12 protein-coding genes and 1 pseudogene are annotated in these 14,980 nt (G+C 72.2%); 7 read left to right on the plus strand and 6 right to left on the minus strand.

Going from position 1 to position 14,980, the window contains the following annotated elements; all coding sequences use genetic code 11:
• The first annotated feature begins 29 nt into the window (after nucleotides 1-29).
• The gene (locus tag A5714_RS15020) at nucleotides 30-665 is read left to right on the plus strand and encodes an endonuclease (RefSeq protein ID WP_068286267.1); all 636 of its coding nucleotides are present in this window, start codon (nucleotides 30-32) and stop codon (nucleotides 663-665) included.
• Entirely contained in the window at nucleotides 662-1,387 is a 726-nt protein-coding gene (locus tag A5714_RS15025; protein ID WP_068286272.1) for a DUF72 domain-containing protein, read from the plus strand. Before A5714_RS15020 ends, A5714_RS15025 begins: the two co-directional genes overlap by 4 nt.
• Nucleotides 1,388-1,391: 4 nt before the next feature.
• On the opposite strand, the gene A5714_RS15030 is transcribed toward A5714_RS15025, so the two are convergent.
• The 3 genes from A5714_RS15030 to A5714_RS15040 all read right to left on the minus strand — a co-directional run bounded on the left by A5714_RS15030 (nucleotide 1,392) and on the right by A5714_RS15040 (nucleotide 7,532).
• A complete protein-coding gene (locus tag A5714_RS15030) occupies nucleotides 1,392-3,479 on the minus strand; it encodes a hypothetical protein (protein ID WP_068286275.1) in 2,088 nt (695 codons plus the stop codon).
• Nucleotides 3,480-3,589: 110 nt separating this feature from the next.
• Nucleotides 3,590-5,074 (minus strand): acetyl-CoA acetyltransferase, encoded by a 1,485-nt coding sequence (locus A5714_RS15035; protein ID WP_068286278.1) that lies wholly within the window; start codon nucleotides 5,072-5,074, stop codon nucleotides 3,590-3,592.
• Between the two features lie 52 nt (nucleotides 5,075-5,126).
• The gene (locus tag A5714_RS15040) at nucleotides 5,127-7,532 is read right to left on the minus strand and encodes a CoA transferase (RefSeq protein WP_068286281.1); all 2,406 of its coding nucleotides are present in this window, start codon (nucleotides 7,530-7,532) and stop codon (nucleotides 5,127-5,129) included.
• A 190-nt stretch (nucleotides 7,533-7,722) separates the two neighbouring features.
• Between A5714_RS15040 and A5714_RS15045 the strand changes: the two genes are divergently transcribed.
• The 5 genes from A5714_RS15045 to A5714_RS15065 all read left to right on the plus strand — a co-directional run bounded on the left by A5714_RS15045 (nucleotide 7,723) and on the right by A5714_RS15065 (nucleotide 13,399).
• Nucleotides 7,723-8,643: an undecaprenyl-diphosphate phosphatase gene (locus tag A5714_RS15045; protein ID WP_068286284.1), complete on the plus strand. Its 921-nt coding sequence runs from the start codon at nucleotides 7,723-7,725 to the stop codon at nucleotides 8,641-8,643.
• A gap of 61 nt (nucleotides 8,644-8,704) precedes the next feature.
• Nucleotides 8,705-9,187 (plus strand): DUF427 domain-containing protein, encoded by a 483-nt coding sequence (locus A5714_RS15050; RefSeq protein WP_068286287.1) that lies wholly within the window; start codon nucleotides 8,705-8,707, stop codon nucleotides 9,185-9,187.
• A 79-nt stretch (nucleotides 9,188-9,266) separates the two neighbouring features.
• A complete protein-coding gene (locus tag A5714_RS15055) occupies nucleotides 9,267-10,115 on the plus strand; it encodes an SDR family oxidoreductase (protein ID WP_068286292.1) in 849 nt (282 codons plus the stop codon).
• A 46-nt stretch (nucleotides 10,116-10,161) separates the two neighbouring features.
• Nucleotides 10,162-12,537: a phosphoketolase gene (locus A5714_RS15060; protein WP_068072517.1), complete on the plus strand. Its 2,376-nt coding sequence runs from the start codon at nucleotides 10,162-10,164 to the stop codon at nucleotides 12,535-12,537.
• Between the two features lie 106 nt (nucleotides 12,538-12,643).
• Nucleotides 12,644-13,399, plus strand: a complete 756-nt coding sequence (locus A5714_RS15065) for a CPBP family intramembrane glutamic endopeptidase (RefSeq protein WP_068286295.1) — start codon at nucleotides 12,644-12,646, stop codon at nucleotides 13,397-13,399.
• Nucleotides 13,400-13,405: 6 nt separating this feature from the next.
• On the opposite strand, the gene A5714_RS15070 is transcribed toward A5714_RS15065, so the two are convergent.
• The 3 genes and pseudogenes from A5714_RS15070 to A5714_RS27650 form a co-directional block, all read right to left on the minus strand.
• Entirely contained in the window at nucleotides 13,406-14,428 is a 1,023-nt protein-coding gene (locus A5714_RS15070; RefSeq protein ID WP_068286298.1) for a zinc-binding alcohol dehydrogenase family protein, read from the minus strand.
• Nucleotides 14,429-14,466: 38 nt separating this feature from the next.
• Nucleotides 14,467-14,766 carry a GlsB/YeaQ/YmgE family stress response membrane protein gene (locus A5714_RS15075; RefSeq protein ID WP_068072525.1) on the minus strand — a complete coding sequence of 100 codons (300 nt, stop codon included), beginning with the start codon at nucleotides 14,764-14,766 and terminating at the stop codon, nucleotides 14,467-14,469.
• Between the two features lie 132 nt (nucleotides 14,767-14,898).
• Nucleotides 14,899-14,980 (minus strand): annotated as a pseudogene (locus A5714_RS27650) (short-chain dehydrogenase); the annotation flags it as partial.

The following is a 14,980-nucleotide window of genomic DNA, read 5'->3' on the forward strand; positions in this document are numbered from 1 at the left end:
TGGCACAGGGTGCGGGTACGCGAGGCGGTATGGCTAAGCCGCAACAGGTGGCGCGTCGGCTGCTCGACGTCGCCGGGACGACGTACGCGGCCGAGGCGCGAATCACGATCCGCGACAAGCCGATGCCGTTGTTCCAGCTGCTGGTGCTGTGCATGCTGGCCAGCAAGCCGATCGACGCGGCCATCGCGACGAGCGCCGCCCGGGAGCTGTTCAGGGCCGGCCTGCGCACCCCGAAGGCGGTGCTGGCCGCCGAGCGCCGGGCCGTAATCGACGCGTTCGGGCGCGCGCACTACGTCCGCTATGACGAAAGCTCGGCGACCCGCCTGACCGCCATGGCCGAGCGGGTGAACGCCGAGTACTCCGGCGACCTGCGCGGCCTGGCCGAGCGCAGCGGGGGCGACGCCGGCACCGCAAAGCGGTTCCTGAAGGCGTTCACCGGAATCGGCGACACGGGCGCCGACATCTACCTGCGGGAAGTGCAGGACGTGTGGACCTGGGTGCGGCCCTACTTCGACGACCGCGCCACCGCCGCGGCCGGGCAACTGGGCCTGCCGACCAGCCCGGCCAAGCTGAGTTCGCTTGCCCCGCAGGATAATGCGCGCCTGGCCGCCGCATTGGTCCGGGCGTCGCTGGACGACGACGTGCGTCGGCGGTTGACCGGTTGACCGTCCGGATCGGCACCTCCGGGTGGTCCTACAACCACTGGGCCGGCGTCCTGTACCCCACCGGGACACCGGCCGGGCGCCGGCTGGCGCGCTACGTCGAGGTTTTCGACACCGTGGAGCTCAACGCCAGCTTCTACCGCTGGCCCAAGGACGCCACGTTCGCGGGCTGGCGCGAGCAGCTGCCGCCCGGGTTCACCATGTCGGTCAAAGCACACCGCGGGCTGACCCACTACCGCCGGCTGGCCTCGCCCGAGCCGTGGATCGAGCGCTTCGAAAGCTGTTGGCGCACATTGGGAGATCGCCACGGTGTGTTGCTGGTGCAGCTGCACCCCGAGCAACAGCGCGACGACGAGCGTCTGGACTCCTTCCTGAGCGGCATGCCCGCCGAGATCCGGGTGGCCGTCGAGCTGCGCCACCCGTCGTGGAACGACCCCGCCGTGTTCGAGGTGCTGGAACGCCGCCGCGCCGCCTACGTGGTGATGAGCGGCGCGGGGCTGCCGTGCATCCCGCGCGCCACCACCGACCTGGTGTACGTGCGGATGCACGGTCCCGATCCGGACGCCATGTACGAGGGTTCTTACCCGGACTCCGACCTGCGGCGGTGGGCCGACCTGATCGCCGACTGGGGCGCCGCCGGCAAGGACGTGTGGATGTATTTCAACAACGACCTCGGCGGCCACGCGGTGCGCAACGCGTTGCGGCTGCGCGAGCTGCTGGCCTGAGCGCTCAGCCCGTGGCGCCGTCGGCGACCGGCGTCCACGCCCCGTCGACGACCTCGGGTGGGCGCTGGGCCTGCAGGCGGTCCCGCTCGGCGCGGCGGCGTTTGACGCGCAACCGGGCGTCGGCGGGCATGCTGACGAGCTCGTCGCAGGTGAGGTAGTACACGTCGTCGACGGCGTCGGCGGTGTCGGCCGCGACTCGGCGGGCCCCCAACTCGCGCAACGTCGTTCGCAGTTCGTGGGTGAAACGAAGCGTGGCGTCGTAGGCCAGCTCCCGCGAGCCGCGGGCAGGGTCGACGGCCCGCGCGGGCCCGGGAGTCGGCGCGTCCGCTTCGGCGGCGGCCGCCGCCAGCAGCAGCGTCGGGTCGTCGGCGAAGGTCGCGGCGGCCAGCTCCGCCTCGCCCGGTCCTCGATGCCGCAGCCGGTCCACGGCGGCGTCCATGGCGGCGACGGTCCGCGGGGATAGCGCACGAAGGCTGGCCACGTTGCCCTGGCGGGCCAGGGCGCACAGCGCCGGGTCGGCGCGCAACAGCGCCGCCAACTCGGCGAGTTCGCCGGCGACCAGGGACGTGTCGGTGATCATCCCGATACCGGGGACCGTGCCGGCACCCCTCGAGCGCTGCGCCGCCGCGGTGACGCCGGTGTCGATCAGCCACAGCGCGGTCAGGATCCAACCTTGGTGAATGCGGTCGCGCAGCAACCGGATTCGCACCTCGAGGCCGGCGTCGGGCAGGGTCGTCAGCGAGGTCGCGTCGAGGTGCTCGGCGGTCGCGGCGGCGACGTAGTCGCGGGTGTCGCGCCGGAGGTGGCGCAGCAGCGCGACGGAGCGCCCGGCGGCGACCGCCTTGGCGACCGATCCCCGCGCGCCCCCGGCCAGCGGCGGATCCCCGAACGGCAGCGGGTCGCCGACCTGCGGCTGCCCAACGAGCGCGTCACGGGTCAGCGCGTCTTGGTCCCAGCCCGGCAGCTGGGCGGCCGCGACGATGTTCACGGACACCCCGACGTAGGGGCGGTGGCCGAACACCGCGACGGCCCGGCTCGCCCACTCCCGGTCGACCTCCCCGCCGAGGGCCAGGGTGCGACCCAGCACGCCGGCCGCGGTGCGCAGCCCGCTCATCTGCACGTCCAGCGTGATCGGGGTGAGCGGGCCCGGCAGCGCCTCGGCGAGGCCGGCGCCGCTGAACACCGGGAACCGGGGGTCGATGCGGTCGTCGAACTCGCCGTCGACCCCCTCGGGCGCGGCGCCGCGCACCCGCTGCGACGGGCGCGGGCGCGGTTGCACCTCCACGGGCAGCGGGAATTGGCCGCCGCGGTTGGTCGCGCCCGCGGCGCCCAGGCGGCGGCCCACCAGCCCCCGGGCGGTGTCGGCGACCGCATCCAGCGCGTGCCAGCCGAACTCGAACGCCCAATCCTCTTGTATCTGAGCGACATTCATGTCCGGGAAGAGCGTCGCCCAGCCGCGGACTCGCTGCGCCCGCGACCGTGGGTCCGCCGCGCGCAGCAGCCGCCAGGCGGTCACCACGTTGACGGTGTCGGGGGTGGCCAGGTCCACCACGCCGGTCCGGTCGGTGTCGACCGCGGCGACCAGGAACCGCATCAGATCCTCGAGGTGCAGGACGCGCAAGGGCCTCTCGGTGACCTTGGCCCGCAACACCGTGGCCGCCGTGCGGCACACCGTCCAGTCGAGTTGGCGCCCCACCGGCGGCGCGCTACGGACGATCAGGCTGGGCCCCCAGCTGCCGACGACCAGCTCCTCGGCCGGCCCGTACAGGTCCGGCCGGCCCGCGGCCTGCGACACCACCAGCAGCCGGGCGCCGGCGCGGGCGGCGGCGTCGGTGACCCGCGCCAGGCCGTCGACGTCGGCGCCGCCGGGCGCGCTGGGGTCGACCGGCGCCAGGTGCAGCACCGCGTCGGCCTGCGCGGTGAGCTCGTAGAGCACCGGCTCACGGAGCGATGCGCAAACAAGCTCGACGTTGCCGTGCAAACACGGATGCGGGAGTTCAGCAATGCCGGTGACGGAGTGGCCGGCAGCGATCAGCTGCACGGACACCAGCCGCCCGAGCGCTCCGGTGGCGTCGGTAACCAGGATCTGCACCCGGGCCCACCTCCCCCAACATCCGCCTAAACCATAGGCAGGCCGCTAGCACCTACGCGACCGTTACCCCGCTCGCGGCCCTGACGAGCTGGTGTGTGGCGCCGGTTGGATTACTGCAGAATGGCGCCGCCGTCGGCGCTGACGGCAACCTTGGCGCCCGCGATATCGTCGCGCACCGACGCGCGCACCGCGGCGTCGTCGGTGAGGACGGCCAGCGCGCGCGACCCGTCGGGTGTGCGCACTGCCAGGAAAGCCTTCTCTGGATTGCCGTCCCGGTCAAACGGGGTGGTCCAGGCCTCGACGGTGCCGACGCCCTCCCACTCGACGGCCGCCTCGCGGGTGGGTTCGGCGGCGACGGCGGGCTGCACGTCCTCCCAGCGGAACCGCGCCGGCGGCTCGGTGCTGTAGACGCCGAAGCTGTGTTTGGTCAGATAGCCGCCGTTGGCGGTGATCAGTGCGCGCCGGCCCGGGTTGGCCACCAGCAACTCCGCCATGGTCGCGATGGAGTGCATGACATAGTTGCTCCACGGACCGCCTGCGAACGTCAACCCGCCGGTGACCGTCAGCGGCCGTGCCGGGTCGTCGGCGGCCAGCCCCAGTTCGGCCGCCGCCACCTGCACCGCCGAAGGGAAGCACGAATACAGGTCGACATAGTCGACGTCGTCGATGCCCACACCGGCCAGCTCCAGCGCCCGCGCGCCCCCGATGCGGATCGCCGGCGACCGATGCAGTTCGGCGCGCTCGGCGACCGACGGGGTGTCGTGCGCGTCGGTGCCCGCGTGCGGAAACACCCACCGTTCGGCGGGGACGCCCAGCCGGGTCGCCTGCTCGACCGACGCCAGGACCAGCGCGGCGCCCTGGTCGACCATGTTGTTGGAGTTCATCAGCTTGGTGTACGGCCAGCTGATCATCCGGTTCGCCGGGCCGGGATGGCTGATCTCCTGGGCGGTCGATGGCGTGCGGATCCAGGCGTGCGGGTTGTCGACCGCGACCGCGTTGAACCGCGCCCACAGCTGCCCGATGCGGTCGAGGTGCGCCTCGACCGACTCGCCGTTGGCGATCCGCAGCGCCTGCTCGAACAGCGGGTAGACGTAGGCCGGCCGGTCGAGCCGGATCCTGATCTCCGCCTCCCCGGCCATCGGGACGTCGGCGCCGGCGATCGCCGCCATCGGCACCGAGGGGTCCTGTTCGGTCCAGGTGAGCTTGCCGCCCCGGCCGCGCAGGGCGCGGCGGGTGCGCCAGGTCTCGGCGCCGGCCAGCAGCACCACCCCGGCCCGGCCGCTTTGGATGTCGAGGCAGGCGTGGTTGAGCAGCGATTGCGGGACGTTGCCGCCGACGGGGCTGTACAGCGTGCCGAAGCCGGAGGCCCCGATGCGCTGGCCCAGCAGCAGGCCGGGATCCCGGTACTGCGCCGACAGGATGTTCACCACCCGGATGGAGTCGACCGCGTCGATGACCGCCGCGTCGGCGGTCTCGCGGGCCGCGGCGACCATGAGGTCCATGGGCTCGACGGTGGGCCCGTTGGGGTCGATCTCGCCGCGATGGTTGACCTGGCCGTAGCCGATCAGCACCGGTGTCTTGGGGTCGACGGTCATGCGACGAATTTAGCGAAGCTATGAATTGGTCCCGGGAACGGGCCGCCCCGCATCAGGCGTCGGGGGTCGGCCCGAACAGCACCCGCGCGTCGCGCAGCTGCTCGACCTGGGCGGCGCTCATGCCGAGCAGCGTCCGGCAGATCTCGACGGTGTCCTGGCCGGGCAGCGGCGCCGGGCGTTGCGGCGCCGGCGGGATGTGGTGGAACGGGGCGGGGCCGGTCTCGGCCGGCAGCGGGTGCCCGATCAGCGGATGCACCATGGGGCTGTACACCTTGCGCGCGGTCAGCTGCGGGTCCTCGAGGATGTCGGGTGGGCGGTTCATCGGCCCCGCGGCGATCCCGGCCGCCTGCAGGATCTCGGCGACCCGCGCGGGAGTGCGGGTCCGGGTCCAGGCCGAGACGAGGTCCATCAGCTCCCGACGGTGATCCAGCCGCGCCTCGCCGGTGGCGAAGCGCGGGTCGTCCGCCCACGCCGAGTGGTCGAGCACCCACGCGGCGCGGCGCCAGTCGTCGTCGGAGGTGATCGAGATGACGCACCACTCGTCGTCGCCGGCGCACGGGTAGACCGCGTGCAGGCTGGTGTCGTCGCGGACCTGCGCGACGCCCGCGGCGACCGCCGCCTGCGTGACGTAGAGCGTGTCGAGCTGGTTGACGACGGCTTCGGCCTGCGAGATGTGGACGTGGGAGCCCCTGCCGGTGCGGTTGCGGTGGATGAGCGCCGCGAGCGCCGCGACGGCCGTCACCCGCCCCACGACGTGATCGGGGAAGATCGTGGTCGCGTCGTAGAACGCGTGCCTGCCCGAGTCCGTCTCCTGCGCGTCGTCGGATGTCCAGAGCCGGGTGACGCCGGTGGTGGCGCGCACCAGCGGGCCGTAACCCATGCGGCTGCTCCACGGACCGGTGTCGCCGAACGCGCTGCTCTCGGCGAGCACGATGCGCGGGTTGATCGCGCGCAGCGCGTCGTAGGAGAAGCCCAGCGCCGTCAGCGTTCCCGGTTTGAAGTTGGCGAAGACGGCGTCGGCGTCGGCGACCAGCCGGCGGAACAGCTCCTTGCCCTGCTCGCTGCGCAGATCCAGGCCGAGCCCGAGGTTGTTGCGCCGGGTCCAGGCGAAGGACTCGCTGATGGCCTCACCGGTGCGGGCCTGCCGGAGCCCGTCCGGGTAGTCGGCGCTCTCGATCTTGATCACCTGGGCGCCCAGGTCGCCGAACAGCCGGCTGAGCTCACCGCCGGCGACGATGATGCCCAGGTCGAGGATCCGCAGGCCGGCGAACGGGTAGTCGCCGAGGCGGCCCCCCGGTGACGGCACCACCGACGGGTTGCCCCGCCAGAACGGTTCGTCGCGCCCGGCGGCCGGTGCGGGGGTGCGGAAGCCGGCGCGGCGCCCGTCGACGACGAAGTAGCCGGTCGGCACGCTGGTGCGCGCCCCGGCGGCCAGCTCCGCGTCGGTGGTGGCGCCCACCTCCTGGAAGTGGTCGGACGCCAGGATCTGCGCGGGCGTCAACACCGCGGCGATCGGCACCCCGTGCGCCTGCCCCGCCGTCACCAACTCCTTCATGGTCTGCGGGCCGAACATCTCCTGGATCAGCACGCTGATCTGCGGCCAGGCCGCGAAGCGCGCGCCGATCACGTCGTACTTGGGGTCCTGGAACTCCTCGGGCTCCCCCAGCCAGCGGCGCAGGCCCCGCCACTGCCGGGGCGCCATCACGCACAGCCGGACATGGCCGTCGCGACACGGATAGATCGGGTAGGCGTCCTGGTTCTTCGGGCGGCCCCGCCACCGCTCGCCGCTGCGGATCCCGGCCGCCGCCTGGCCGTGGGCGCCGAACGCCGGGTCGAGCGCCATCACGACCGCGTCGAACCAGGAGAAGTCGATGTATTCGCCGGTGCCGCACCGCAGCCGGTTGTAGTACGCGGCGAGCGCGGCCCACGCCGCCTGCACCGCCGCGGTTGCCGACGCGATGCCGTCGGGCGGCAGGACCGGGGTGCCGGTGGTGGGGCCGGACCGCGACAGCGCGCCGCACATCGCGTACAGCACCGGGTCGGTGGCCCGCCACGACGACCGCGGACCCGCGGCCCCGAAGTAGGTGATGGACAGCACCACCAGGTGTGGGTAGCGGGCCGCCAGCTCGGCGCCGGAGGTGCCGAACATGGCGCCCTGCTCGTCGAAGCCCGTGTCGATGACGATGTCGGATTCGGCGGCCAGGTCGTGGAAGCGGTCGCAATCGTCGTCGTCGAAGGGGTCGAGCACCGCGCAGCGCTTGTTGGCGTTGTGCACGGCGAACGGGATGCTGGCCCGGCCCAGGGCGGGTAGCGCGTCACGCCCCGCGCTGCCGCCCGGCGGTTCGATCTTGAGGACGTCGGCGCCCAGGTCGGCGAACAGGCGGGTCACCGCGTCGGCGACGCCGCTCGACAAGTCGAGCACCCGCACGGCATCGAGTAACCCGTCGGCCATTCGCACACCGTACCTGCCCCCGACGCGCCCGACGCGGTGCGCCGTCTTGCGCGGCGGACCGCCCCGGCGTCGGCCCAAAAGGCCTGTCGCCAACCGGATTCGGCCCGCCGGGGCGCGCCTGCGGCACCCGGTGAGGGGTGCGGTGGGCTATCGTCACAGGCCGATCCGCCCAGACCGTCGATGGAGGCACCGAGTCATGAGCGCGCACTTGAGCTACGTCGAGGCGGTGGTGGTCGGGGCGTTTCAGGGGGTCACCGAGTTGTTCCCGGTGTCGAGCCTGGGGCACGCGGTGCTGGTGCCGGCGCTGGTCGGCGGGCAGTGGGCGGCCGACCTGAGCGTGTCCGCGCCCAAGTCGCCGTACCTGGCGTTCATCGTGGGCCTGCACGTCGCGACGGCGGCCGCGTTGTTGGTGTTCTTCTGGCGGGACTGGGTGCGCATCCTGTCCGGCTTCGTCTCGTCGGTGCGGCACCGCCGCGTGCAGAACGCGGACGAGCGGTTGGCGTGGCTGATCGTGGCGGGCACCATCCCGGTGGGGCTCGCCGGGCTGCTGCTGGAACAGCTGTTTCGCACGACTCTGGGCAAGCCCGTGCCCGCCGCGGCGTTCCTGCTGGTCAACGGGGTCGCCCTGTACGTGGGTGAGGTGCTGCGGCGCCGCGTCGCGCCGGCCGCCGAGCCCGCCGCGCGCCCGGCCGGCGAGCCGTCGGACGACGCCGGGGAGGCCGCCGATCACCGGCTCGCCGAGCTGCCGCTGCGGCGCGGTGTGCTGATCGGCGCCGCGCAGATCCTTGCGCTGCTGCCCGGCATCAGCCGATCCGGCATCACCATCGTGGCCGGCCTGTGGCGGGGCCTGTCGCACGAGGACGCCGCCCGCTTCTCCTTCCTGCTCGCGACGCCGATCATCCTGGCCGCCGGGGTGTACAAGATCCCGGAGCTGTTCGGGCCGCTCAGCCAGGGCATCCAGGGTCAGGTGCTGGCCGGCAGCGTCGCCTCGTTCGTCTGCGCCTACCTGGCGGTGCGGTTCCTCACCCGCTACTTCGAGACGCGCACGCTGACGCCGTTCGCGATCTATTGCGCGCTGGCCGGCGGGGGCAGCCTGGCGTGGCTGCTGCTGCGCTGAGTCGCCGCTACGCTCGGGCCGACGGGGGCGGCACCGCGACGACCAGCCAGGGAGACGACAGATGAGCGAATCCGGGCCCCGGCGCGAGTCGGTGTGGGACTACCCCCGGCCACCGCGCGTCGAGCCGTTCGCGGGTTCCCTCACCGTCGAGCTGGGGGGCGAGGTCGTCGCCCGCGCTTCTCGTGCCTGGCGGGTGCTCGAAACCAGCCATCCGCCGACCTACTATCTGCCTCGCGAAGCGTTCGCCGAGGGCGGCCTGCGCCCGGCGTCCGGGAATTCCTGGTGCGAGTGGAAAGGCCGGGCCGCCTACTACGACCTGATCGGCGGCGGCCGGGTCGCGCGCAAGTGCGCCTGGAGCTATCCGGAGCCGACGCCGGGTTTCGCCGCGATCGCCGGTGCGGTCGCGGTCATGGCCGGCGCCGTCGATCGGTGCACCGTCAACGGGGAGGTCGTCGTACCGCAGCCCGGGGGCTTCTACGGCGGTTGGATCACCAGCTGGATCAGCGGCCCATTCAAAGGCGGCCCCGGTTCGGCGGGGTGGTGATCGCGCCGCCGCGCGCCGCCCGGGCAGGGCATTGCGCGCCCGGGCCCCGAGTGCTGTGCTTGTCACCGGAAGGGGCGACATGGCGGACACGGAATCCCTCGCGGTCAAGGTGGGCGGCAAGGTCGTCGTCATCACCGGCGGCGCCCGGGGCATCGGCCTGGCCACCGCGACGGCGCTGCACGGCCTGGGCGCCAAGGTTGCCATCGGCGACGTCGACGAGGTGAAGGTCAAGGAGGCCGGCGCGGACCTCGGCCTCGACGTCTACGGGCGGCTCGACGTCACCGACCCCCAGTCGTTCGCGGACTTCTTGGACGGCGTCGAGCGGCAACTCGGGCCGGTCGACGTGCTGGTCAACAACGCCGGCATCATGCCGCTGGGCCGCGTCGTCGACGAGCCCGACGCCGTCACGCGGCGGATCCTCGACATCAACGTCTACGGCGTCATCCTGGGCAGTAAGCTCGCGGCGCAACGCATGCTCCCGCGCGGCGCGGGCCACGTCATCAACGTCGCCTCCCTCGCGGGCGAGACCTACCTGGCGGGGGCGGCGACCTACTGCGCCAGCAAGCACGCGGTCATCGGCTTCACCGACGCCGCCCGGATCGAATACCGCACGACCGGTGTGAAGTTCTCCGCGGTCCTGCCGACGTTCGTCAACACCGAGCTGACCGACGGCACCTCGGGCGCCAAGGGCATCAAGAACGCCGAACCGGCCGACATCGCCGACGCCATCGTGCGGCTGATCGCCCATCCCCGGCCGCGGGTGCGGGTAACGAAAACCGCCGGCGCCCTCATCGTGTCGCAGAAATACCTGCCGCGTGCCGTGTCCGAGGGAATGAACCGGCTGCTCGGCGGCGACCACGTCTTCACCGACGACGTCGACGTGGCCAAGCGGCGCGCCTACGAGGCGCGGGCGCGCGGCGAAGAGTGACCTTTGAACCTGGCGGCGCGCAGCGACGCCTTGGACAATTGGCGCGGTGAGCCTTGAGACGAGCGTAGGAAAGTCCACCACCCTTGCCGACGACGAGCTGGACCTGATCGACGCCTACTGGCGTGCCGCGAACTATCTGTCCGTCGGGCAGATCTACCTGCTCGACAACCCGCTGCTCACCGAGCCGCTGGCCGTCGAGCACGTCAAGCCGCGGCTGCTCGGGCATTGGGGCACCACGCCCGGGCTCAACCTGATCTATGCGCACCTGAACCGGGTCATCCGCGACCGCGACGCCAACGTCATCTACGTCACCGGCCCCGGCCACGGCGGCCCCGGCCTGGTGGCCAACGCCTACCTCGAGGGCACCTACAGCGAGGTCTACACCGGAATCGAGGAGGATACTGAGGGGCTGCGCAAGCTGTTCCGGCAGTTCTCCTTCCCCGGCGGCATCCCCAGCCACGTCGCCGCCCAGACACCCGGGTCCATCCACGAGGGCGGTGAGCTCGGCTACGCGCTGGTGCACGCCTACGGCGCGGCGTTCGACAATCCCGACCTGGTGGTGGCCTGCGTGGTGGGTGACGGTGAGGCCGAGACCGGGCCGCTCGCGGCCAGCTGGCACTCGAACAAGTTCCTCAACCCGGTGACCGACGGCGCCGTGCTGCCGATCCTGGCGCTCAACGGCTACAAGATCGCCAACCCGACCGTCCTCGCGCGGATCCCACACGTCGAGCTGGAGGCGCTGCTGCGCGGCTACGGTTATCGGCCGATCACCGTCGCCGGTGACGACCCGACCGACGTGCACCGGCAGCTGGCCGCCGCGCTCGACGACGCCTTCGACGACATCGCCGCGATCCAGCGCGCCGCGCGCGCCGGCGACCACCCGCAACGGCCGGTCTGGCCGATGATCGTGCTGCGCACGCCCAAGGGCTGGACCGGCCCGAAGGAGGTCGACGGCAAGAAGGTGGAGGGCACCTGGCGGGCGCACCAGGTGCCGCTGTCGGAGACGCACGACAACCCGAAGCACCGCGCGCAGCTGCAGGACTGGCTGCGCAGCTACCGGCCCGAGGAACTGTTCGACGGTGACGGCGCCCTGCGGCCCGAGTTGCGGGCGCTGGCGCCGACCGGCGATCGCCGGATGAGCGCCAATCCGCACGCCAACGGCGGCCTGTTGTTGCACGACCTCGAGCTGCCCGACTTCCGCGACTACGCGGTGCAGGTGGACCGCCCGGCGGCCGTCACCCACGAGGCCACCCGCGTCCTGGGCGCCTTCCTGCGCGACGTGATCGCCCGCAACCCCGACCGGTTCCGGCTGATGGGCCCCGACGAGACCGCCTCCAACCGGCTGGACGCGGTGTTCGGGTCGACCGCCAAGGCGTGGATGTCGGAGATCGGCCCCGACGACGAGAATCTGGCGCCCGACGGCCGGGTCATGGAGGTGCTCTCCGAGCACCTCTGCCAGGGCTGGCTGGAGGGCTACCTGCTGACCGGGCGGCACGGGCTGTTCAACTGCTACGAGGCGTTCGTGCACATCGTCGACTCGATGCTCAACCAGCACGCGAAATGGCTGGGCACCAGCCGGGAGCTGCCGTGGCGGCGGCCCATCGCGTCGCTGAACTACCTGCTGACCTCCCACGTGTGGCGCCAGGACCACAACGGCGCCTCGCACCAGGACCCGGGGTTCATCGACCTGGTCGCCAACAAGCGGGCGGAGCTGACCCGGGTGTACCTCCCGCCGGACGGCAACACCCTGCTGTCGGTGGCCGACCACTGCCTGCGCAGCCGCGACTACATCAACGTCATCGTCGCGGGCAAGCAGCCCGCGCTGGCCTACCTGGACATGGACGAGGCGATCGCCCACTGCGCGCGCGGCCTGGGCATCTGGCAGTGGGCCAGCACCGCCACCGCGGAGCCCGACGTGGTGCTGGCCTGCGCCGGCGACGTCCCGACGCTCGAGACGCTGGCCGCCGCGGCGCTCCTGCGCCGCGAGCTGCCCGACTTGGCGGTCCGCGTGGTCAACGTCGTCGACCTGATGCGGCTGCTGCCCGACTCCGAACACCCACACGGCCTGCCGGACCGCGAATTCGACGCGCTGTTCACCCGCGACAGGCCGGTCATCTTCGCCTACCACGGTTACCCCTGGCTGATCCACCGGCTGACCTACGCCCGCACCAACCACGGGCACCTGCACGTGCGGGGCTTCAAGGAGCGGGGCACCACGACGACGCCGTTCGACATGGTGATGCTCAACGACCTGGACCGCTTCCACCTGGTCATGGACGTCATCGATCGGGTGGACGGCTTGGCGAGCAGGGCCGCGGTGCTGCGGCAGCGGATGGTCGACGCCCGCCTCGACGCGCGGCGCTACACCCGGGAGCACGGCGAGGACGACCCGGCCATCTCCGGGTGGACCTGGGAGTCGTGATCCTGCTCGCCGAGATTGCCGCCATGGCTGCATTCCCGCGTTCATCACGACCATGACCGCAATCTCGTCGCGCCGCCGCGGGCCGCGGCGCCGGTAATCTGGTCTAATGCCCGACGCCGCAGCCGAGACCCACCCGCTGGCGGCGCAGTTTTCGGCGCTGCACCGCCTCCGGATCCACCTCGACATCGCCATCGTCGTGCTGGTGCTGGTGGTGACCAACGTGGTCGCGCATTTCACCACCGCGTGGGCCGGCATCGGCACCGTCCCGGTCGCCGCCCTCGGCCTGGTCGTCTTGATGCGCTGCAGCGGTCTGGGCTGGGCGGACCTGGGGCTGGGTCGCGAGCACTGGAAGTCCGGGTTGGGCTACGCGCTGGGTGCGGTGGCCGTCGTCGCCCTGGTGATCGCGGTCGGGGTGGCGCTCCCGATGACCCGCCCGATGTTCATGAATCACCGCTACGCCACCGTCTCCGGGGCCATGCTCGCGTCGATGGTCGTCATCCCGCTGCAGACGGTCATCCCCGAGGAGCTGGCCTTCCGTGGCGTCCTGCACGGCGCGCTGCATAGGGCCTGGGGCTTTCGCGGCGTCGCGCTGGCCGGGTCGCTGTTGTTCGGCCTGTGGCACGTCGCGACGTCACTCGGCCTGACGAGCAGCAACGTCGGGCTGTCCCGGCTGCTCGGCGGCGGCGTCCTGGGCATGCTGGCGGGGGTGACCGGCGCGGTGCTGGCCACCGGGGCGGCGGGGTTTGTCTTCAGCTGGCTGCGCCGCCGCAGCGGCAGTCTGATCGCGCCGATCGCGCTGCACTGGTCGCTGAACGGGTTGGGCGCGCTGGCCGCCGCGCTGGTGTGGCACCTGTCGACCTGACCCTGATCAGGGCAGCAGCACCGCGGCGCCGGCGATCCGTCCGGCGCTCAGATCGGCCAACGCCCGGTCGGCCTCGCCCAGCGAGTATTCCGGCGTGGTCACCTCGATGCGGTGTTTGCCCGCAAACTCCAGGAAGGCCCGCGCGTCGGCCCGGGTGTTGGACGTGACCGAACGGACCTGACGCTCCTGGAACAGGTGGCGCTGGTAGTTCAGGCTGGGGATGTCCGACAGGTGAATCCCGGCGATGGCCAGCGTGCCGCCGCGGTCCAGGGCCTCGAGGGCCGGCAAGACCAGGTCGCCGACCGGCGCGAACAGGATCGCCGCGTCGAGCGGCACGGGCGGCGGGTCGGCGGCGCCCTGCGCCGAGGCGGCGCCGAGCTGCATCGCCAGCTCCCGGGCCTGCGCGCCGCGGGTCATCACGTGCACCTCGGCGCCCTGCGCCAACGCGACCTGGGCGGTGATGTGGGCGCTGCCCCCGAAGCCGTACAGGCCCAGCCGGCCGCCGGGCGGCAGCTCGGCGCGCAGCAGGGAGCGGTATCCGATGATGCCGGCGCACAGCAGCGGCGCGAGTTCGCTGTCGCTGTAGCCGCGCGGCAGGTGGTGGGCGTAGGCGGCCGGGACGGTCGCGAAGTCGGCGTAGCCGCCGTCGGCGTCCCAACCGGTGTAGCGCGAGTGGGGGCACAGGTTTTCGGCGCCCCGGCGGCAATAGGTACAGACGCCGCAGGTGTGGCGCAGCCAGGCGATGCCGACGCGGTCGCCGACCCGGAAATCGTCGCCGACGTCCGATCCCAGCTCGACGACCTCGCCGACGACCTCGTGGCCGGGTGTCACGTGGTCGCGGTGCACCGGCAGGTCACCCTCGGTGACGTGCAGGTCGGTGCGGCAGACGCCGCAGGCGCGCACGGCGACGAGCAGTTCGGACGGGGCCGGGCGGGGCACCTCGGCGCGGGTCAGCTCGAGCGGGTCGGTGTCCATCGGCCCGGGTCGGCGCACCCGCCAGGCGCGCATCACCGTGGTGGTCAGCGACATGGCTCCATCATGCCGCTGACCACCACGGGCGCGGGGACTTAGGTGCGACGAACCATCCCGACGACCCAGAGCAGGATGAGCGCTCCGAGCAGTGCGGTGAAGAAGGTGAAGATAAGCCCGCCACCGGCGGTGTTGACGAAGAAGCTGAGGATGAAGCCGCCGATGAGGGCGCCGACGACGCCGATCACGATGTCCATGAGGATGCCGGCGCCGCTGCCCCGGATGATCCGACTGGCGAGCGCACCTGCGAGACCGCCGATGATGATGTAGCCGATGATGCCGACGCTAGTCAGGGTCGAGGACCGGGCCAGGTATTCGGTAGCTGCCATGACGTCCATGCGGATCTCCTTGGGATAGCTGGCAAAGCCCAGCTCCTTGCTGGGCCGTCAATCCGGTATACCCAGTTTGGGTCACGAATCGAGTGCCGATTTGGAGACGTTTGATCATCCGAAACGGACGGCGCCGCGGCCGGGGGCGCCGGCGTCGAACGTCGGGGCGGGCACGTGCACGATGGTGTCGAGGTGATGCGGGAACTGCGGCCGCGCCTCCGCG

The organism is Mycobacterium sp. E2462 (assembly GCF_001672685.1).
GTDB lineage: Bacteria > Actinomycetota > Actinomycetes > Mycobacteriales > Mycobacteriaceae > Mycobacterium.